We start from the raw sequence: 19,671 nt of genomic DNA, 5'->3' as shown, positions 1-19,671 counted from the left end.
TGAAATAACAGTGGCTTAAATTTATTTAGTTCGAAGAACTATTAATTTAACCTTCTGATACTTCCACCACATCTGCTAGTGCCATGGAACTGCCACCATTAAGATTTAATAAAATATTTCCACCTGCACCGGCTAACGTCACACTATCTACTTTACGATAGGTCATCGCTTGTAATTCTGATGCTTCACCTTCCACTAATCCTGCAATTCTAAAACGATAAGCACCTTGTGGAGCGGGCTCGCCATTTGTCATCTTGCCGTCCCAATTAAAGGTAAACTCACCTGCAGCCACACTGCCAACAGGAACTGTTTGAATAAGTTCTCCAGCGGTGTTTTCAACATAAATATTCACATTACTTGCCGCTTTATCAGTGATCATTTTGCCTTTAACGGCTTCACCTTCAGCCATACCAAAAACATTATCATCAACTAGAACGCTACGACCCACTAACGAGGAGGCTTGCAATGCTTGACTCGATGACATGGATGCAGCAAATGATGTAAATTGTTCATTTAGCGTTGCCACACCGTCAGTCGTTGAAAACGCAGTCATTTGCGAAATCATTTCATTATTTTCAACGGGCTTAGTCGGATCTTGATGAGAAAGCTCTTTGGTCAGTAACGCAAAGAAATCTTCTTGCGTTAACATACCATTGCCATTATCCGTCGTTGTAACATCTTCCTTTTGCCAGCGCATGCCATCTAAAGGTTTACTTCCGCTTACTGTTTCCATATTTTATCCCACCTTTAATTGTTACTTGCCAAGCTGTAAGGTTTTATTCAGCATATTTTTTGCTGATTCAGCCAATTGAACATTTGTTTGATATGAGCGTGATGCTGAAATCATATTGGTCATTTCTTCAATCACGTTTACATTGGGTTTATAAATGAAACCATCTTTATCTGCCATTGGGTGTCCCGGAGAGTGCTGAATGTTTAAAGGCTGATCGCTTTCCACAATGCCTAAAACTTTGACACCTACGCCTGAGTCATCTTGTCCTGCGGCAGCTTTTTGCATCTCTGCGGCAAAAACCGGATGCCGTGCTCGATAGGTTGCATCAACACTACTGCTAACACTATCAGCATTAGCAATGTTACTTGCGGTGGTATTTAAGCGAACAGATTGAGCGCTCATACCCGTGCCAGATATAGTAAATACGTTAAATAGGCTCATAATTATTGCCCTGCTCCGGTGATGGCTTTTTTCAAGCCTTTAATCCTGCCAGTAAGAAATTGAATGCTGGCTTGATACTGCATTGAGTTTTCTAGATACAAGTTTCGTTCCACTTGTGCATCTACGGTATTACCATCGCCAGTATCTGGTTGATCTGGTGTTCTAAATTGCACACCATTATTGGTTGCAATGCGAACATCAAAATGCTTTTCGTGGGTTCGTGACATACCTGATTGTTGCTTTTGAGAGGCTTGCGCTAAGGCAGACTTAAAGTCCATGCCCTTGGCTTTATAGCCAGGTGTATCTGCATTAGCAATATTACTAGCAATAACTTCTGCACGTTTAGAACGAACAGCAAGTGTTTGTGGGTGAATGCCAAGTGCTTTTTCAAAAGTGATAGCCATAGTGTTACCTCCAAATCAATGAAGATAACTATACAATTTCTATGCCAACGGGGAGTTTAGTGGGGGGATATTAAGTCTTTTTCTGGTAAATGATACCAGGATTACAGCGAACCATATCAAAGTTTTGGTTTAAACCCGTTAAGGATTCCGAGGCGCCAAGAAAGAGATAGCCGTTAGGATTTAGCACGCCTTCAATTTGAGATATTATTTGCTTTTTAATTTCTGGTGCGAAGTAAATCAATACGTTACGGCAAAATACAATATCAAACTTACCCATTAAACTATAACTATTTAGGAGATTTAGTTGTCTAAAGCTAACCATTTTCTTAACCGAGTCTTTGACTTTTGACATACCTTTATCGCCATTTTCAAAAAACATTCTTTTGCGTTCGGCTGATAAACCTCGTGACAAAGCTAAATTGTCATAATGGCCATACTTACAATGCTCAAGCATAGTATTGGAGATATCAGTGCCAATAATTTGAACACCCCCCGAAAACGCAGCAGGATTACTTTGCTTAAATTCTTGAACTGCCATCGCAATAGAATAAGGTTCTTGACCTGAAGAACTTGCCGCTGACCAAATTTTCAAAGGCGTTCTTTGATTTTTAAACTCAGGAAGTAAGCGTTTTTTCAATAGTTCAAAGGGGTACTCATCGCGAAACCACAAGGTTTCGTTGGTCGTCATGGCGTCGATAACTGCGGCGCGTAATTGCCTTTCAATTGGACTGAGAGTACGAGTGACTAAATCACCTAATGTGGTAACATCAAATTTAGCCATTAAAGGGGCTAAACGGCTTTTTACTAGGTATTGTTTATTTTCACCTAAGACGATGCCACATTGTTTCTCTAGGAAGACTCTAAACTGATGATAACTGCTATCATCAAGCTGTCGGATTGACACTTCGATATTCCGCCTTAAATTATTATTATCATTTATTAACGATAGAATACGCTAAAAATAATGGGTTAATTAGCATTATTTGCTAGTTCATCTTTCTTTAACCATTTTTTTACTGCTGTGGCTAACTCATCAGGATGAAACTTTGGAATAAAATCTTCTGCACCAACTTTAGCAACCATGGCATTATTAAAAACACCACTTAGCGAAGTATGTAAAATAACCGGCATGGCTTTCAATCGATCATTATTTTTAATCTCAGCGGTTAAGGTGTAACCGTCCATTTCAGGCATTTCTATATCTGAGATAAGTAAAGCCACTTTTTCGGTAATTGATGTATGACACTCGGCTTCTATAGCAAGTAATTGATCTAAAGCGTCTTGGCCATTTTTAGCTAACAACATTGTTAAGCCTAATGGCTCTAGAGCTCTTCTCACCTGATTTCGAGCTACGGTTGAATCATCCGCGATCATAATTACCCGTTCGCCAAGACTAACTCCGACACTCGCATCAACAACACCTTCACTTAGTTCTGTTGAAATAGGACTAATTTCATTTAAAATTTTCTCTACATCTAAAATAGAGACCATTTTTTTGTCTATTTCTGTAACCGCCGTTAAATAGCTTGATTTGCCAGCACCTTCTGGAGGGGGCATGATATCTTTCCAGCTTAACGTGACGATTCTCTCAACACCGCCAACTAAAAAGCCCTGCACACTGCGATTATATTCTGCAATAATGACAAAGGAATTTTCATCTGGCACTATTTCTGGGCCACCTGTCGATTTGCTCAAATCGATCACTGAAATGGTTTGGCCACGAATATGGGCAACACCTTTAATAAAAGGGTCTTGTCCTGGCAGTAAGGTTAAGCGCGGACAAGGCATAACTTCACGTACTTTAAAAACATTAATACCAAAACGTTGTGGTCCGATTAAACGAAAAAGTAATAATTCAAGCCTATTCTGCCCAACCAACTGAGTGCGTTGATTTACTGAGTCTAAAATTCCTGCCATACAAACCTCATTTTACTTAATTCACAAAAAGGCACACTTCTTGATTGTGCTTACAGATACATATTGAACGTTCAATTTTTTGACGTTTAGTGCGTATTCGTCTGTTTTTAATTATTGTTAAACTATACATAAATTAAGCATAGACGAGTATTTTAATTTCCCTAGCAAATAGTTGACAAATTTATGAGCATATTCAAGATATTTATCATTCTTTCGCTAATCTCAGCGCTTTTTTCAAATCTAGCCTTTGCCCAAACGATGGACAGACAGCAACTTCAAGATTTTGTTACCCAATTTATAAAAAATAACACGCCATTGCCAAAGCAAGGAAAGATAAACGTTTCAGTCTCTACTTTAGATCCCAGAATTATTATTCAACCTTGTTTAACACCTTTAATCGCAAATATACCTGAAAATCATAATGGTAGAAACGTAAATGTTAAAATAAATTGCGACGACCCATCGTCTTGGTATCTTTATATTCCTGCAAAAATTCAAGTGGTCATACCGGTAGTTGTTGCAAAAAGTATCATTAGTAAGGGCAGTAGAGTTGATAGTTCAAATGTCACCATTGAATATCGCGATAAATATAGAATTCGTGGTGAGAGCTTAGATGATACCAGAATCGTTATTGGTACCCGAGCTAAAAGAAAGTTGAGGGCGGGTGTGATTCTAACTAAAAAAAATATTTGTTTTGTTTGCAAAGGCAGCCATGTCACGCTTATTGCGCAATCGAATACCTTGACAATAAAAACCTCCGGCATAGCCCTTGAAGACGGGGGGCTTGGCGAGCAAATAGCGGTTGAAAATGAAGGCAGTGGTAGAACGGTAACAGGGCGAGTATCGGCTATCAACGAAGTGATAATTAATTTATAATAATGGTTAAGTTATTAGGCTGCTTGCCGATAACAAGATAGTGAATATCAACCCGTTATCTATAGGATAGTATTATGGCTATAAATATCAATAACTTGTCAAACAACAGTCAGGTAAAGCAAAAGCTTGATCAACAAGTACAAGTCAAACAGCAAGCCACACAAAATGCAGCAAGTAGTGAACAAGGAAGATCTGTAGGTAAAGATTCAGTCTCTTTAACACCACAAGCTCAACAGTTAAATGAGTTACAAAAGAAAGCGAATGACGCACCAGCCGTTGATCAGAAAAAAATCGATCAACTCAAAAAAGCCATTGCAAATGGTGAGTATAAAGTTGATCCTGAAAAGCTTGCTGCCAGTATAGCAAATTTCGAATTTAAACTAGGCTAACAGTTTACTGTTAACCTAATCACAGGAGTTACACCTGATGACAGCGTTAGCAGCAGAGCAATTAATTGCTCAACAGTTACATAACCTACAGCAGCTTGAAGAGCTGCTCAGCGTTGAAAAAGAAGTCTTACAAAAACAAAGCCCACAAGCATTAACTGCCGTGACCGAGCAAAAAGAGGCTTTGCTAAAAGCCATACAGCAACTTGATGAACAAAACGCTCAAAATATTATTTTGAAAAACGAAGTTAAATCAGGTATTCATCAGCAAGAGATTGCTGAAATTGAAGCTATTTTACTGCGTTGTAAAGACAAAAATCAGGTTAACGGTCAAATCATACAGCAATCTTCACTTGCCGCTGAACGCATGAAAAACTCCTTGCTTGAGAATCATAACCGCTCATCAATGACCTACAATAGTAAGGGCAAGAAAAGTGGTGGCCTTAGCAGTTTAGGTATTAAAGCTTAGTAAAAACAACATGCTAATTAACAACAAAAAGCCTCAACTTAACAATAAGCTGAGGCTTTTTTTACAGAAAAAACTAAAACGACTTTATTAAACGAGTTTAGCTTGGCCGCTCAGCTCCCCTTGGCAACTACGATAGCTGAGCGTAAATTTGTCATTTAATGATGAGTAAGCTAAGCAAGCCTAACCAAATAGTTTCCCTAGCTTTTCTTTTGCTTTGTCTTTGAGCTTATCTTTTTGTTTATCTTCAAACTCTTTCTTTTTCGCTGCGACGATATCTGAGTTAATCAGCTCATCTAATGCTTTATCGCTATCTCCAATGAGTGCTTCAACATCCATTAGAGACTCGGCTTCCTTATTACTTCCCCCTAAAGCTTGAGTAAGCTTAGTGTTTAACCCTGCTTTAATGTCAGATTTGAAGCTTGTTAATTTAGTTGATACCTGCTGCACCATTGAATCTTTTAATTGGTTATCAAGTGGTGATGAGATAGATAACGTTGGTGCCGTTATTTTACCTTTTGCAGCTATGGTTAACGCCAACGACTTAAGAGACTGAACTGTGTCAATAAAGAGTGTACTTAACTTCGAAGTGCCAGCACCACTATATTGAGTATTAGCTAGGTTAAGTTTATTTTCACTGTCAATTTGGTCATCAATGAATGAAAAAGCCCCCTTACCTGATAATAAACCACTGTTAAGATCTAAAGTAAAAGCACTTGATTTTTGTAGTGAAACATCTTTTAAGGTGACATCGGCAAGTTGCCACTGCCCCTTACCTGTTAAAACATCTTGCTTATCTAGTGAGAAAGCTAACCCTAAGGTTAATTTCCCCGAGCCCTGTACATTGTCACTTTTAACGTTAATAACACTGTTATTACCTCGTACCCAGTGCTGATGTGTCAATTCTTTGCCGCTAATTGCAAATTCACCTTGTGGCAATATTAAAGAAAAGTTTGCTTGTTCGATAAGTACGTCGGGCAAAGGTGTTTCATCATTAAACTGCACATAACGACCTTGATCACTTGCTACTGGTGCTTCTTTGTCGACTTTTGAAGATTTAATTAGCGGTGCTATATTTCGATAAACAGTATCAGCATAACCAAAGTATTCTCTTGCTTGCTCACCAAACAACAAGTGAGCAAAATCAGCACCATCGACACTGTCAAGTTGGTACTTGCTCTCAATGTTTTTCCAATCGGCGCTTGGCGCATCTTTTAAAGCTTTAGTCTGTTCGCTTAATAATGTTTTTGAAGCGCTAACTTGCTGCTTTGCTTTGTTCATGACCACTTGATCAGCTTTGAACTTCGTTTTTAGCGCAGTAAAATCTTTATTAAGCTTTTCAAGATCGGCTAAACTTTCTATCTTAATATTAGCGAGTTGCTCTACTTGCTTTTTATAGTCTGCTAACGCGTCTTTAGTCGGGAGTGTTTCATAAGCAGCTTGCAGCTTTTTCTTTTCGATTTGATAACTTTGCTCTAAAGCTTTGCCACGTTTGACCGTTAGCAAATCACTATTATTGAGTAAATCTTCAGCTTTAGGTAGGCTAACATCAAGTTTAGGTAACATTGAATCACCTACACCGTCACTGCCATTTTCAGTATCATCACCAAGCCTATAGACTTCACCTACAGACTGCCTAGGCTGATCGATTCTTAACTCAGCAACGTTTAACTCGCTAATATATAACTTACCAAATAAATATTGCCAAACATCGACACCGGCTGAGGCTTGTGAAAAACTCACCAAATTATGGCTAGGTTTTTCAGGATTGGTTGCTTGAAAACCTTCAATACTCAGTGTTAAGGGTAAATAGTTAATTTCAACTTCACTAACATTAACCTCTGCACCTAGATACCATTCGCCTGATTTTTCTATACCTTTCTTAACTAAAGCGTCTGCAAATAAATAAATAAAAGCGATCATTAATCCCATGACCACAAAAAAACCAACTAGCCCTTTCCAACGAATAAAACGACTCATTACAACTCTCCTTGGCCAGAAACGTGGCTATAAATACGGTAGAACTTTGATGCTTTTAATGCCTTAACAATACGGAACTTCTCAAAGAAGGCTTTAATATGTAGTCGATACTTTTCAATTAAAAAATTACTTAGATAATATAACGGCACCGCTAATAAACAGCCAAGCACCAAAGCACCCAACGTATAAGTATGGTGAAGATGGCCTAGTTTAAATAACGAAGACTGATATAAAGCATCAAATAAAGGGTGTAATGACTTTGCTGTTAGTAATGACTCACCAACAGTAACGATCAATGATGACAACAAATAACTTAACCCTTTAAAGAATCCCCAAGCGACTATAAAACCGCCGATATTGACTCTTAAAAATAAAACCACGAATATAAAAGCAATATTATGCAAGGTAAGCAGTGGCGATAGTCCAACGATAAAACCTAACGCTATGGCCAATGATATTTGCCGAGTAGAGCTTTCTGAGTTCAGTGCATTGAACAGTTTAGCGAGTAATGTAAGCATTCCTTTTCCTTTTTTGTGTTCTCTTGCTATGTATTTACCACTTAAAGCTTAGTGGGTTAAGTATAACTAAGTAAATAAACTAAAGCAGGCTTATGCATTAGCGCTACTATTGCGTTTCTTTACGGGTATAAACAAAATCATTACCTTGACTCATTTCTTCACTATATTGATAGCCAGCAACATCAAAGGATTTAAGTTGTTCAACCTCTGTTAAGCGATGTTCAATGATATAACGTGCCATTAAACCTCGTGCTTTTTTGGCAAAGAAACTGATCATTTTAAATTGACCATTTTTCCAATCTTTAAATGCTGGAGTAATTATTTCACCTTGAAGCTTTTTTTTATTTACTGATTTAAAATATTCATTAGAGGCTAGGTTAATTAACACTTTATCACCCTGCTGGGCCAATGCTTCATTGACATGGTCAGTAATAATGTCTCCCCAAAACTGATACAAGTTGCTGCCACGATCATTCGCTAACCTTGAACCCATTTCTAAGCGGTAGGCTTGCATTAAATCAAGAGGTTTGAGTAAACCGTATAATCCTGACAAAATTCTCATGTGTTTTTGTGCGAAATCAAAATCATCTTCATTAAATGTTTTGGCGTCTAATCCGGTATAAACATCACCATTAAACGCTAATACCGCTGGGCGAGCATTATCAACAGTAAAAGGCATTGACCATTCACCAAATCGAGCAGCGTTTAACCCAGCAAGTTTATCACTAATGCCCATTAAGGTTGATATCTCTGCAGGTGTTAATTTTTGGCAATGGTCAATTAAATCTTTACTGTGCGCTAAAAGCTCAGGTTGAGAAAATTTATTAGTGGGTAATGGTGACTCAAAGTCTAAGTTTTTAGCTGGAGAAACAACAAGTAGCATAACGGTCCCGTTTAATACAATATCAAAATATATAACCCATATAATACAATAAATCCGCTAAACATGAAGATAAATGATAAGCCAATTACCGTCATAGTTAAAAAAATGTCGAACATACTTGCTATATATTGAAAATTTGTTACAAATATAGTCATATTAGGCATTACATCAAAGGTTTATCACTTTTTCAGCCATTTATGTTGTAATAATTCTCCAATTTTAAGTTTTTCGTAAAAAGGTAAAGGACATGACTAACCAGCTTTCTCAATTAAAAAAAATGACTACTGTAGTTGCTGACACCGGCGATATTGAAGCAATCGCAAATTTTCAACCACAAGATGCAACCACAAACCCATCGCTATTATTAAAAGCAGCATCACTTGAAGGTTATCAACATTTACTTACCGAAGCGGTAACATGGGCAAAAGCACAGTCATCAAATACAGAACAACAAGTTATTGATGCCGCTGATAAACTATCAGTATTAATTGGCTTAGAAATTTTAAAAACTGTACCAGGTCGTATTTCAACAGAAGTAGATTCACGTTTATCTTTTGATACTCAAGCTTCAATTGCCAAAGCACATAAGCTTATGGCGATGTATAAAGAAGCAGGTATTAATAACGATCGTATCCTTATTAAACTGGCATCAACTTGGGAAGGTATTAAAGCGGCAGAGCAACTAGAAAAGGTTGGTATTAACTGTAACCTAACTTTATTGTTTAGTTTTGCTCAAGCACAAGCTTGTGCCGAGTCAGGGGTTTACTTAATCTCGCCTTTTGTTGGCCGGATCTTAGATTGGTACAAAAAGGATAGCGGCAAAAGTGAATACGCAGCGGATGAAGACCCTGGTGTGATCTCGGTAACTAGCATTTATAACTATTACAAAGGTAAAGGTTATAAAACGGTGGTGATGGGAGCAAGTTTTAGAAACATAGATGAGATACGTCAACTTGCCGGATGTGATCGTTTAACGATAAGTCCAAACCTATTAGACGAACTATCAAAGTGTAATGACCCGCTTGAGCAAAAATTATTTAGTGAGCAACCCAAATTAGCCGCTCAAGAAAAATTATCAGAAAGTAGCTATCGTTGGGCAATGAATGAAGATGCTATGGCCACAGAAAAACTGGCTGAAGGGATCAGAAATTTTACCCTTGACCAGATTAAATTAGAAAAACAGCTTGCTGAGTTACTTTAATAGCTATTTTTCATACGGTTAGTTTAAAATAAAGCCTAAAAAGAGTTACTTTATCACCAAGTATTATCGGAGTTTATTGCTTTAATTATTTGCTTATCATCTTGAATGTGTTATTAAAAAGGTGCTGTTAAATAAAAAGGAGTGTTCTATGGATAAACTTGAACAAGTAATGGGCTCGTTTGGTAAAAGACCTAAGTCCTCAGAAAGCACTAATAAGAAAAGAAAATGGCGTGAAATAGAACTTATAAAAGAAAGATTCCAATTAGAAAAAGAGCTAAAAGCATATGAAGACTCGTTAGAATTTATGCTGGAAGATTTCTAGTTTTATTTCAAATGAAAAAACCCAGTTTTTAACTGGGTTTTTTATTGCTTGAAATACCATAAATGTAAAAGCTAAACTTGCTCTAGAACATACCCCGTAGGCTTAACACCAAAAAACGCCTTTATCTGTTCAACAAGCAAGTAGTTAACCGGCACTAAAATCAAGGTAATAAATGTCGCGAACAATATACCAAAACCAAGAGAAACAGCCATTGGAATAAGGAATTGTGCTTGAGTTGATTGCTCAAAAAGTAACGGCATTAAACCAATAAAGGTGGTTAAGCTAGTTAACATCACAGGACGAAAACGTGAAGCGCCCGCGGTAAGTACTGCTTCCATAAGCTTAATACCTTCGGCTCGTTTTTTATTGATAAAATCAACTAATACCAAGGAGTCATTCACCACCACACCAATTAATGCCAGCATGCCCAATAAGCTCATAATCGTTAATTCCATGCCCATGATCCAGTGACCTATAACGGCACCTATCATACCAAAAGGAATAACGCTCATTACAATAATAGGTTGTAGATAAGACTTAAATGGAATGGCCAGCAAAGCATAAATAATAAAGAAAACAAAAACTAATGCCCAAGCTAACGATCCAAATGATTCACGTTGCTCTTTAGCTTCACCTTCGAGCGAATGACTGACACCAGGATATTGTAAAAGAAGCTCATCCAAGTAAGTTTTTAAATCGGCCTGTAATATTGTCATATTGGTGTTTTCTTTATCGACATCAGCGCTGACATTTGCCGTTCTATAACGATCGATTCTAGAGATGGTTGATGGACTTTTCCCTGGAATTAAGCGAGCAACATGCGCCAAAGGCACTGAACCACCATTGGGAGTTCCAATAATAATATTTTCTAAATCAGCAGTCGTGCGACGCTCACTCAAAGGTAAACGAACCATTACCCGAACATCGTCTCTACCCCTTTGAATACGCTGAACTTGTGAGCCAAAGAACGAGCGGCGTACTTCATTAGATATACTTACTCTGGTTAACCCTAGCGCTTTGCCTTGCTCAGTTAATTCGATTTGTAGCTCTTCTTTTCCGTCAGACAAACTATCTTCTATGTCAAAAACGGTTGGGTAAGTAGCTAAGCGTATCTTTACCTTATCGGTAATTTCTTTAAGCGAGTCCAAAGAGCTTGCTTTTAGCTGTACTTGAATAGGGTCTGATGACCGACCTATTTCGGCTCTAAAGGTCATACTTTCAGCGCCAGGAATTGGCCCAATAAGCTCCCGCCATTCGCGAACTAACTGTGTTGAACCAATTGATAAGCTTCTAGACTCTGGCGGCGTTATTTCAAAACGAACACTGCCTTGATTGGTTGTGCCACCTCTGCCACCCGTTGTCGCCAAAATATTAATAATGATACTTTCATTCGTCGCCTCATCAATATATTTCTCACGTAACTCTTCTGCTTTCTCTGTCATTTTTAAGATATGTTTATTCGTTACCTCAAATGGTGAGCCTGCTGGTAAGGTTAATGAAGCTCTTACCGTCTCACTGGGTATTCTTGGAAAGAAGATAAATTTAGTCCAGCCACTCATGACCAAGGTAATGATAATTAAGAAAACACCAACAAAACCAAAAAATGTCGCTGTTTTAAAATTAATGGCTTTTTTTAATAAAGGCTGATAATAACGTAAAATTGTGTTTTCAAAGCCATCCGCAAAGCGTTGTTGTAATTGGCTAAATTTAGATGTTTTTGTTTTTTGACTACGGAGTTTTAAATGCTTTAAATGTGACGGTAAAACAAACTTTGACTCGATTAGAGAAAACAATAAAACAGGAATAACAATAACCGGAATTTGTGCGAACAATGCCCCTCGCGCACCTTCAATAAATGCCAGAGGTAAAAAAGCGGCAATAGTGGTTAATACACCAAAAGTAACTGGTGTAGCCACTTCTTCAGTACCTCTTATGGCTGCCTCTTCCCCTGACTTAGCTGTTTTTAAATGGGTATAAATATTTTCTCCGGTGACAATGGCGTCATCCACGACAATACCGAGTACTAAAATAAAGCCAAATAGGCTCATAACGTTAAGGGTTATGCCAAAAAAAGGCATTGCTATAAAAGCTCCCATAAATGAAATAGGAATGCCAATAAAAACCCAGAAGGCGATCGACGGGCGTAAAAATAAGCTCAGTAGTGCTAAGACTAAAATACCACCTTGCAACGCACTTGTTGTTAACGTTGCAATACGATTTTTTACAATTTGAGAGTCGTCATCCCAATAACTTAACTCAACACCTACCGGCACATTTCCTTGTTGTTCATCAATATAGTTTTTTACTGCATCGGCAACGTCAATGGCACTTTGTGGACCAATACGATAGATGTCGATAAAGGCGGCTTGCTTACCGTTAAAGCGGGTTCTTACCGGTGTTTCTTCAAAAGCATCGGTGATCAACGCAATATCAGACAAACGTAAAATAGAACCATCAGTGTGAGTCTTTATCGCGATGTCAGAAAACTCATTTTTACGATAAGCTTGCCCCTTTGACAATAATAAAACATCCCCTCCTTCGGTTCTTAGATTGCCCGCAGAAACATCGGTACTAGAATTATTTATCGCGGCTGACACTTGGGAGATAGTTAAGTTATATTGTTGTAATTTATCTTGAGGTATTTCAATAGAAACTTCGTAGTTACGAACACCACTAAGCTCTGCCTGAGTAATTTCAGATATTTTTAATAACTCATCGCGTACTTTCTCTGCATACTCGCGCGTTTCTTTTTCACCATAAATACTGGCGACACTAACCGAGATAACTTCTCTTTTTCGAGTCGCTAACGACACTACAGGTTTTTCAGCATCTGATGGAAAAGTATTGATAGAGTCGACACGACTTTTAATATCAGCCAAAACTTCTCGTGCATCGTAGCCACTTTCAACTTCGATATTAACCGCTGAAGAGCCTTCAGATGAACGACTAGCAATTTGCTTAATACCTTCTAGGTCTTGTATCGCCTCTTCTATGCGAATAGAAATACTTTTTTCAACATCTTCTGGCGTAGCACCACGTAACGAGACATTCACATTGATACGATCAGAGGCAAATGAGGGGAAAACCTCAACAGGTATCCGTACAGATAGACTAAATAAACCTAAAATTAAAATAGTAATTAATAACAGATTCGCTGCTACGTGATTTCTAGCAAACCAGGCGATCATTGTGCTTCACCCTTTGATCTTTTAGTGCCTTTTAGTTTTGCCTTATTCTGACGAGCTTCTGGGTTATTTTGTCTTGCTTTACTCGGGATATTTCCTTCAATGGCTACGGGAGTTCCAGAGCTCACTTGTCCTAAAGAAGTTAGCACAAGTTCATCACCGGCAACGAGCCCAGACTCAACAATTGACTCTTTACCGTTTTGCCACCCTAGTAAAACCTCTTTACGAATTAACAAGCCATTTTCGACTGTGTAGACATAGCTTCCCTGATAAATAACATTGCTGGGAATAACCAAAACATTGCTTAGTTCTTTCCCTGTTATCTGGGCAGTAACATATTGACCTATTTTTATCGGTGATCCCAAAGAGGTTGTTGCATCATAGGGGCGATTAATTTGTGCTACAACATAGAGCTGCTGAGACTGTTCATCGATAGCACTTTCGGTGCGAATTATTTTTCCATTCCATGATTGATGGCCAATTAAATCAGAGCTTATTTTTACATCGTCCTTATTACCCTGTTCACCAATATCTCGATATACTTCAGGTAAGTTAATCAAGGAAAGATCTTTATTATTAATCGGTAAGCGAATTTCTACATAATCAACTGCAAAAATGGTGGCAAGTTGACTGTTACTGGTAACAACTTGACCAATATCAACTTGTTTTTTCAAAATGCGTCCCGCATAAGGTGCCACTATTTGGGTGCGTTCTAATGATAACTTAGCTTTATCTAATTGCGCTTGTGCAGAAAGTACTTTTGCTTTTGCTGACTCAAGTTGCGGCTGACGTAATACTAAAACACCGGCTACTTTACCATTTCCCAACCGCTGCCAGTCAGCTTCTGCTTGTTGAACTCTTGCTTGTTCTTCAAGTAATACTTGGTTGGCAGATAAAAGATTTGCTTGTGATACTTTGACTTCTGACCGGTAATCTCGATCATCAAGTTGTACTAAAACATCACCTTTTTCAAAAAACCCACCGTCACGAAATTGACCACTAACTTGAGTGATTTGGCCAGCAACCTGCGCAAAAAGTATGCTTTGTGTACGAGGTTTTACCGTACCAAAACTTTCCACCATAACTTGATAACGTTGCGGCGCTAATATCTTTGTTGCTACTGTCATCTGGGGCGCTTTTGAGGGTTTAGCCCTTTTCGATTGTGGCGGGTTACTATAAATCAAAGCGACTAATGATAATGTAACGCCAATAATAACAGCTAGGATGATCAATTTTTTTAGCGTGCTTGGTTTTTGTGTTATTTCTGTATGTAAACTTGGTTGTGAAGACATTATTATTCAGCCTTTGGATTAATAGTTGTGGCAGTTTTCTCAGGCACAGTAAAGTCGCCACCGAGTGCTAAATGTAGTTGTATGCGATTGGCAATCAAGCGATTTTTAAGCTTTATCAAGGTACTTTGTGCATCAAACGATCGTGATTGAGCATCAAGCACCGTAGTATAATTAACCAAACCACTTTGATATTGTTCAAAAGAAAGTGTCGCGGCAACTTTGGCATTTTCTTGTGCAGCTAACATACTTTTATAGCTATTTTTTAAACTTTTTTCTTGGGTCACCGCATTCTCAACCTCAGTAAATGCATTATATAAGTGCTCAAGATATTGCTGTTCGTTTTGTTTCAACGCTAACCGTGCTTGCTCTTCATTAGCAGCCAAACGACCAGCATTAAATAGTGGTGCAGAAATATTTCCAAACAATGACCATGCTAACGATGATCCTGATAGCAAGTCATCTATATCAATGCCGCTGTCTCCTACCGACGCTGTTAAACTTAGGCTTGGAAAACGTTGTTTGTGTGCATAAGCGAGGCCAGCATCTTTAGCAAGTAATAAATACCAACTAGACTTTAACTGAGGTTTTCTGCTAATAAGCTCCGATGGCAATCCTAAGGGAATATCAGAGGTTAGTAGCGGTAAATCAGCATCAACTAACAATGTTCCTGTGGGATACTCACCAACTAAACGTTCCAACTGTCTAATTAATTGAGTTTTTACTGTTTTTTGTTCCCAAACACGAGTTAATTCATTGTTTAGCTCATTACGTGTTAGGTAAACATCAAGTGCTTCACTTAAGCCACTGTTATAGCCTGATTCAATAATGTCTAAATTTTGTTGGGAGTTTTTTACACGACCTTGATAAAGTGACAGTAGCTTTTCTGCCTCAACAACCGCGAACCACGTAGTGACAACATCAACCACTAATTGCTGTTTACTTTGCTCAAAATTCGACTGTTCAGCCATAAACGTTAAGTTAGCTTGTTGGTCAGCTGAAGATAGTTTCCCCCATAAATCAAGTTCGTAAGTTAAATTCAAATTAACTGAGCTTGAATTAGTGTAAGTATCAGAGTCATTGTATTTATTTCGACCCGAACGCAAAGACAAATCAAGCGATGGCCAAAGTGTACTGCCAGAAATGATCAGTTGTTGCTTTTGAATTTCAACATTATACGCTTGAATTTTTAATTGGTGATTTGATGCTAGTGCTGTTCTCACTAATTGTTGAACTTGAGGACTATCAAGCTGTTCTAGCCAGTTATTTTCAACCTGCAAATTCTGTTCACTTTGTTGCCAAGTCGCAGGTAAGTTAATATTTCTAATATTTTTATCAAGCTCAGATGTACTCGAGCAAGCCAACAACAGGGTTGTTGCTAGGACAGTCATAACACTGTGTTTGATCTGTATTCGAAAACGGTTTTCCATAAAAGATGAAACCACTTATAGTATTTTTAATGCTTTAATTGTAATCAGTATTAATCAAAAGCTGTAATGACTTTACAAAAGTTTACTTTCAAAAAATTTATTGCGATGAATAACCTGAATAAAACGGTGAGTGGTATTAGTTTTCAATTTGGATGATTAAACCGATAACTAAGTAAACGTCAATAAGACGCTTGGCTCAGTAAAAAACAGTTAATATGATTAACGAAGGGAATATTACAAAGTAAGTTTTCATCATTAGTCTCAAATACCTATGTGCCCCCTTAAGTTCCATGAAGTGATCAATAACGACAATACCTTTGCACATTATTGTTATTGCAACTAAAACACTAACAACTGTCGTTGACTGAAAGTTTTCACCTAAAAAAGTGTTCAACAAAGTAATTAAAATTAATACCACTAAGTAGTATTCTAATTTTCCAATACCTTTCATATTTCAACGCTACCTTAATACATATAATAATGGAAAAATCAGGATCCACATTAAGTCAATCATATGCCAATACACAGCTAGTGCCTCTAAACCTGTGTGACTTTTTGCTGAATATGCCCCTTTTCTTAGCCTGAAGATCACCCATAATATGGCACATGAGGCCCAGCCAACATGTAAAAAATGATTAAACGTCATGTAGTAATAGACAGTGAAAAATTCGTTGGTGTTAGTGCTATATCCTTGTAAGTCATTCCAGTGAAATTCCCAGGTTTTTAAGCATAAATAACTACAGCCACAAAGTAGAGCAAGCCATAAAAACCGTTCGCATTTCACTAAATTATTAACTCGGACACTAGCCATGGCCTTAGCCATAAAGTAACTGCTAGACAACAAAACAATAGTGTTCAATACACCAATAGTTGTATTTAAGCTTTGTGGGCCACGAGAAAATATTTCAGGATAATATAATTTAGCGATAAAATAGGCGACAAAAAAAATACCAAACTCAGTTAACTCAGATAATATTCCCACCCAAATAGGAATATTACCAGGTATTCGCCCTGCTCTTTTTTCACTCCATGAAGCGAAAAAAATGCCTAATGATTCATCCGCTTGTTTTGTACTTATCATCATTAAGTTCTAGAGATATCAAGGGCAATATTTATAACATAATGTCTACTAAGAAAGTTTGATATAAAACGGGAATTTAGTGAAGTGATACTCATTTAATTGAAAATTAATTTTTCTGTTAAAACAAAAAAAAGCCCACAATTGCTTGTGGGCTTTTTCGTCTCAATAAAGAGAAATATGGTGCCTTGACCCGGAATCGAACCAGGGACACGAGGATTTTCAATCCTCTGCTCTACCGACTGAGCTATCAAGGCAGTTTGAAATTCTAAAGAACATCAAAGAGGCGTTATAATATAGGGTAATAGTGGTTCAGGCAAGCATTACCTAATCACTTTTTAATTATATAGTGGTTACCACTGAAAGTTTATAAATTCAGGAGTTTAAATAAAAAAAACCAACATCAATGTTGGTTTTTTAAAAGTAAATTTTCTAAGTGTGCCTAGGTGAAAATTGCCACCATTCCCCAGAAGAAAATGATAGATAAACCTGCACCAACCGGTAAGGTAACAACCCAAGAAACAACAATATTACGCACAACCGTTAAGTTAATTGCAGCAATACCACGAGCCATACCTACACCTAACACAGCGCCTACTAACGTTTGTGTGGTTGAGATAGGTAAACCTGTACCTGAAGCGATAACAACTGTACATGCTGCTGCTAATTCAGCTGCAAAACCACGGCTTGGCGTTAAATGTGTAATGCCATTACCTATGGTTGCAATAACTCTGTGACCAAATAATGCAAGACCAGCAACAATACCAAAACCACCTAGTGGTAAAATCCACCATGCGATAGCTGACTTAGCTGCAATTTGACCGTCATTACCAACAATACTTACTACCGCAGCTAGTGGACCAATCGCATTAGCAACATCGTTTGAACCATGAGCAAATGCCATTGCACAGGCAGTAACGATCATTAATACCGCAAATACTTTTTCTACGTTGGCATAATGTGTTTTCTTCGCAGCACTTTCATCAAATTCTAAACGGTTTATGAATATTTTACCTATAACAGCGACAATAACTGCGGCAATAATCGCATATACATAACCTTCAACAGAGCCGATGTTTAAGCCTAAATGCTTCAAACCTTTCTTAATAGTGACTAAAGCAAGTACGAAGCCCGCTAAAAACATGTAAAAAGGTACCCAACGTTTAGCTTGAGTTAATGGGTTATCCGTATCAAAAATTAATTTTTGTGCACTGTTAAAAATAATAAACGCAATAATACCTGAGATAAGTGGCGTAATTATCCAGCTACCTACGATACCGATAACCTTACCCCATTCAACAGCATCAACACTAACACCAACGGCAGCAAAACCAACAATGGCGCCAACAATTGAGTGTGTTGTAGATACTGGCCAACCTAAAATAGAAGCAATAAGTAACCAAGTAGCAGCAGCAAATAATGCTGAAATCATACCAAAAACAAGTAATTCCGGACTATCTACAAAGTAAGAAGCGTCAATAATACCCTTACGAATAGTTGAAGTAACTTCACCACCCGCTAAATAAGCACCAGCAAATTCAAAAACCATCGCGATGAGAATCGCTTGTTTAATCGTTAGCGCTTTAGAGCCAACTGATGTACCCATTGCGTTAGCCACATCGTTTGCACCAATGCCCCACGCCATAAAGAAACCAACAACGCCGGCAATAATGACCAACATAGGGCCATGTGTTAATAATATATCCATGAATAAGCCTTATTTTCTAGCCAGTAAAATTTCTAAACGAGCACCAACACGTTCGGCTAAATCGGCTAAATCACCTATCCATTCAATAATTTGATATAAAAACATTACATCAATAGGATTTAAGTCATTCTCAATCGCCAATAAGTCGCTACGCAATTTAATTTGCATGCCGTCTGTATCATCTTCTATTTCATCTAATTGGTTAATCATCTTCTCAACCAATGCTACTTCTCGACCACGAAAACCTGTTTCTAATAAGTCGTCTAATTCATTAATCGCGTCAGCTGCTTTTTCTGCGGCTTCAATATTTCGAGCAACATACGCCACAAAAGAATCTTGTAGTGTTTCTGGTATAACCAGTTTGCGTCCTAAAATACGTCCGGCAATATCTTTTGCTTTATTAGCAATTTTATCTTGTTGTGAAAGTAACTCTAACAAATCAGCACGATCTACAGGCATAAATAAGCCACCTGGAAGTTCAAGGCGTATTTCGCGTTTTAATTTGTCTGCGTCGCGTTCATATTTTGAGATTTTACTGCGAAGTTTCCCTGCTTTTGACCAATCTTGTTCAGCACAAGCAGCAAAGAAAGGAGTTAGTTGATTACAACACTTAGTGACCAATCGAATGTGTTTTTCTAATGGTTTAATAGGTGATTTTGCAAAGACACCTAGTATTGAATTTCTAGCCATAATTTATTCCCAGAGCCAAATTGCTCTTTGTTATTATTCGTCGCGGATATTAACCCATTTAACACGATCTTCAAGCGTTTTATCACGATCACCTGACAATTCCTGTGCTTTTAACTAGATATAGCTATGATTTGTCGAAACATAACAGGTATATAGAAAGTTAT

20 protein-coding genes and 1 tRNA gene are annotated in these 19,671 nt (G+C 37.7%); 5 read left to right on the top strand and 16 right to left on the bottom strand.

The window, feature by feature from the left end:
- Positions 1–46: 46 nt before the first annotated feature.
- The 5 genes from H4J56_RS02925 to H4J56_RS02905 all read right to left on the bottom strand — a co-directional run bounded on the left by H4J56_RS02925 (position 47) and on the right by H4J56_RS02905 (position 3,495).
- Positions 47–733 (bottom strand): flagellar hook assembly protein FlgD, encoded by a 687-nt coding sequence (locus tag H4J56_RS02925; protein WP_182213492.1) that lies wholly within the window; start codon positions 731–733, stop codon positions 47–49.
- Positions 734–754: 21 nt separating this feature from the next.
- Positions 755–1,174, bottom strand: coding sequence for a flagellar basal body rod protein FlgC (flgC, locus tag H4J56_RS02920; protein ID WP_070374653.1), 420 nt, complete (start codon positions 1,172–1,174; stop codon positions 755–757).
- A 2-nt stretch (positions 1,175–1,176) separates the two neighbouring features.
- Positions 1,177–1,578, bottom strand: coding sequence for a flagellar basal body rod protein FlgB (gene flgB / locus H4J56_RS02915; protein ID WP_070374654.1), 402 nt, complete (start codon positions 1,576–1,578; stop codon positions 1,177–1,179).
- A 70-nt stretch (positions 1,579–1,648) separates the two neighbouring features.
- Positions 1,649–2,482, bottom strand: coding sequence for a protein-glutamate O-methyltransferase CheR (locus H4J56_RS02910; RefSeq protein WP_182213490.1), 834 nt, complete (start codon positions 2,480–2,482; stop codon positions 1,649–1,651).
- A gap of 65 nt (positions 2,483–2,547) precedes the next feature.
- Positions 2,548–3,495 (bottom strand): chemotaxis protein, encoded by a 948-nt coding sequence (locus H4J56_RS02905; protein WP_182213488.1) that lies wholly within the window; start codon positions 3,493–3,495, stop codon positions 2,548–2,550.
- A gap of 183 nt (positions 3,496–3,678) precedes the next feature.
- On the opposite strand from H4J56_RS02905, the gene flgA reads away from it, so the two are divergent.
- The 3 genes from flgA to flgN all read left to right on the top strand — a co-directional run bounded on the left by flgA (position 3,679) and on the right by flgN (position 5,226).
- Entirely contained in the window at positions 3,679–4,371 is a 693-nt protein-coding gene (flgA, locus tag H4J56_RS02900; RefSeq protein ID WP_182213486.1) for a flagellar basal body P-ring formation chaperone FlgA, read from the top strand.
- Positions 4,372–4,445: 74 nt separating this feature from the next.
- Positions 4,446–4,760: a flagellar biosynthesis anti-sigma factor FlgM gene (gene flgM / locus H4J56_RS02895; RefSeq protein WP_070374658.1), complete on the top strand. Its 315-nt coding sequence runs from the start codon at positions 4,446–4,448 to the stop codon at positions 4,758–4,760.
- Between the two features lie 37 nt (positions 4,761–4,797).
- Entirely contained in the window at positions 4,798–5,226 is a 429-nt protein-coding gene (gene flgN, locus H4J56_RS02890; RefSeq protein ID WP_182213485.1) for a flagellar export chaperone FlgN, read from the top strand.
- Between the two features lie 180 nt (positions 5,227–5,406).
- Here the strand turns inward: flgN and H4J56_RS02885 are convergent, their stop codons facing one another.
- From H4J56_RS02885 to yaaA, 3 genes are all read right to left on the bottom strand, one after another.
- On the bottom strand, positions 5,407–7,203 hold the full coding sequence (locus tag H4J56_RS02885; RefSeq protein WP_182258821.1) for a TIGR03545 family protein: 1,797 nt from the start codon (positions 7,201–7,203) through the stop codon (positions 5,407–5,409).
- Positions 7,203–7,721: a TIGR03546 family protein gene (locus H4J56_RS02880; RefSeq protein ID WP_070374661.1), complete on the bottom strand. Its 519-nt coding sequence runs from the start codon at positions 7,719–7,721 to the stop codon at positions 7,203–7,205. Before H4J56_RS02880 ends, H4J56_RS02885 begins: the two co-directional genes overlap by 1 nt.
- Before the next feature lie 106 nt (positions 7,722–7,827).
- Positions 7,828–8,604, bottom strand: a complete 777-nt coding sequence (yaaA, locus tag H4J56_RS02875) for a peroxide stress protein YaaA (protein ID WP_182176181.1) — start codon at positions 8,602–8,604, stop codon at positions 7,828–7,830.
- A 247-nt stretch (positions 8,605–8,851) separates the two neighbouring features.
- Between yaaA and tal the strand changes: the two genes are divergently transcribed.
- Positions 8,852–9,805, top strand: a complete 954-nt coding sequence (gene tal, locus H4J56_RS02870; RefSeq protein ID WP_182221083.1) for a transaldolase — start codon at positions 8,852–8,854, stop codon at positions 9,803–9,805.
- A 148-nt stretch (positions 9,806–9,953) separates the two neighbouring features.
- Positions 9,954–10,127 carry a DUF3545 family protein gene (locus tag H4J56_RS02865; protein WP_083277925.1) on the top strand — a complete coding sequence of 58 codons (174 nt, stop codon included), beginning with the start codon at positions 9,954–9,956 and terminating at the stop codon, positions 10,125–10,127.
- Positions 10,128–10,198: 71 nt separating this feature from the next.
- On the opposite strand, the gene H4J56_RS02860 is transcribed toward H4J56_RS02865, so the two are convergent.
- The 8 genes from H4J56_RS02860 to H4J56_RS02825 form a co-directional block, all read right to left on the bottom strand.
- On the bottom strand, positions 10,199–13,315 hold the full coding sequence (locus tag H4J56_RS02860; protein WP_182258820.1) for an efflux RND transporter permease subunit: 3,117 nt from the start codon (positions 13,313–13,315) through the stop codon (positions 10,199–10,201).
- On the bottom strand, positions 13,312–14,604 hold the full coding sequence (locus H4J56_RS02855) for an efflux RND transporter periplasmic adaptor subunit (protein ID WP_182258819.1): 1,293 nt from the start codon (positions 14,602–14,604) through the stop codon (positions 13,312–13,314). Before H4J56_RS02855 ends, H4J56_RS02860 begins: the two co-directional genes overlap by 4 nt.
- Before the next feature lie 2 nt (positions 14,605–14,606).
- Positions 14,607–16,031 (bottom strand): TolC family protein, encoded by a 1,425-nt coding sequence (locus H4J56_RS02850; RefSeq protein WP_182258818.1) that lies wholly within the window; start codon positions 16,029–16,031, stop codon positions 14,607–14,609.
- Positions 16,032–16,227: 196 nt separating this feature from the next.
- Positions 16,228–16,482, bottom strand: coding sequence for a cytochrome C oxidase subunit IV family protein (locus H4J56_RS02845; RefSeq protein WP_182213473.1), 255 nt, complete (start codon positions 16,480–16,482; stop codon positions 16,228–16,230).
- A gap of 9 nt (positions 16,483–16,491) precedes the next feature.
- Positions 16,492–17,115, bottom strand: a complete 624-nt coding sequence (locus H4J56_RS02840; RefSeq protein WP_259368146.1) for a cytochrome c oxidase subunit 3 family protein — start codon at positions 17,113–17,115, stop codon at positions 16,492–16,494.
- A 175-nt stretch (positions 17,116–17,290) separates the two neighbouring features.
- A tRNA-Phe gene (locus tag H4J56_RS02835) sits at positions 17,291–17,366 on the bottom strand.
- Between the two features lie 185 nt (positions 17,367–17,551).
- Positions 17,552–18,817, bottom strand: coding sequence for an inorganic phosphate transporter (locus H4J56_RS02830; protein ID WP_182244603.1), 1,266 nt, complete (start codon positions 18,815–18,817; stop codon positions 17,552–17,554).
- A gap of 9 nt (positions 18,818–18,826) precedes the next feature.
- Positions 18,827–19,507, bottom strand: coding sequence for a TIGR00153 family protein (locus H4J56_RS02825; RefSeq protein WP_182221086.1), 681 nt, complete (start codon positions 19,505–19,507; stop codon positions 18,827–18,829).
- Positions 19,508–19,671: the final 164 nt, after the last annotated feature.

This window comes from Colwellia sp. BRX8-4, from assembly GCF_014077345.1.
Taxonomy (GTDB): Bacteria; Pseudomonadota; Gammaproteobacteria; order Enterobacterales; family Alteromonadaceae; genus Colwellia_A.
This window is presented reverse-complemented; position numbering and strand designations above follow the sequence as displayed.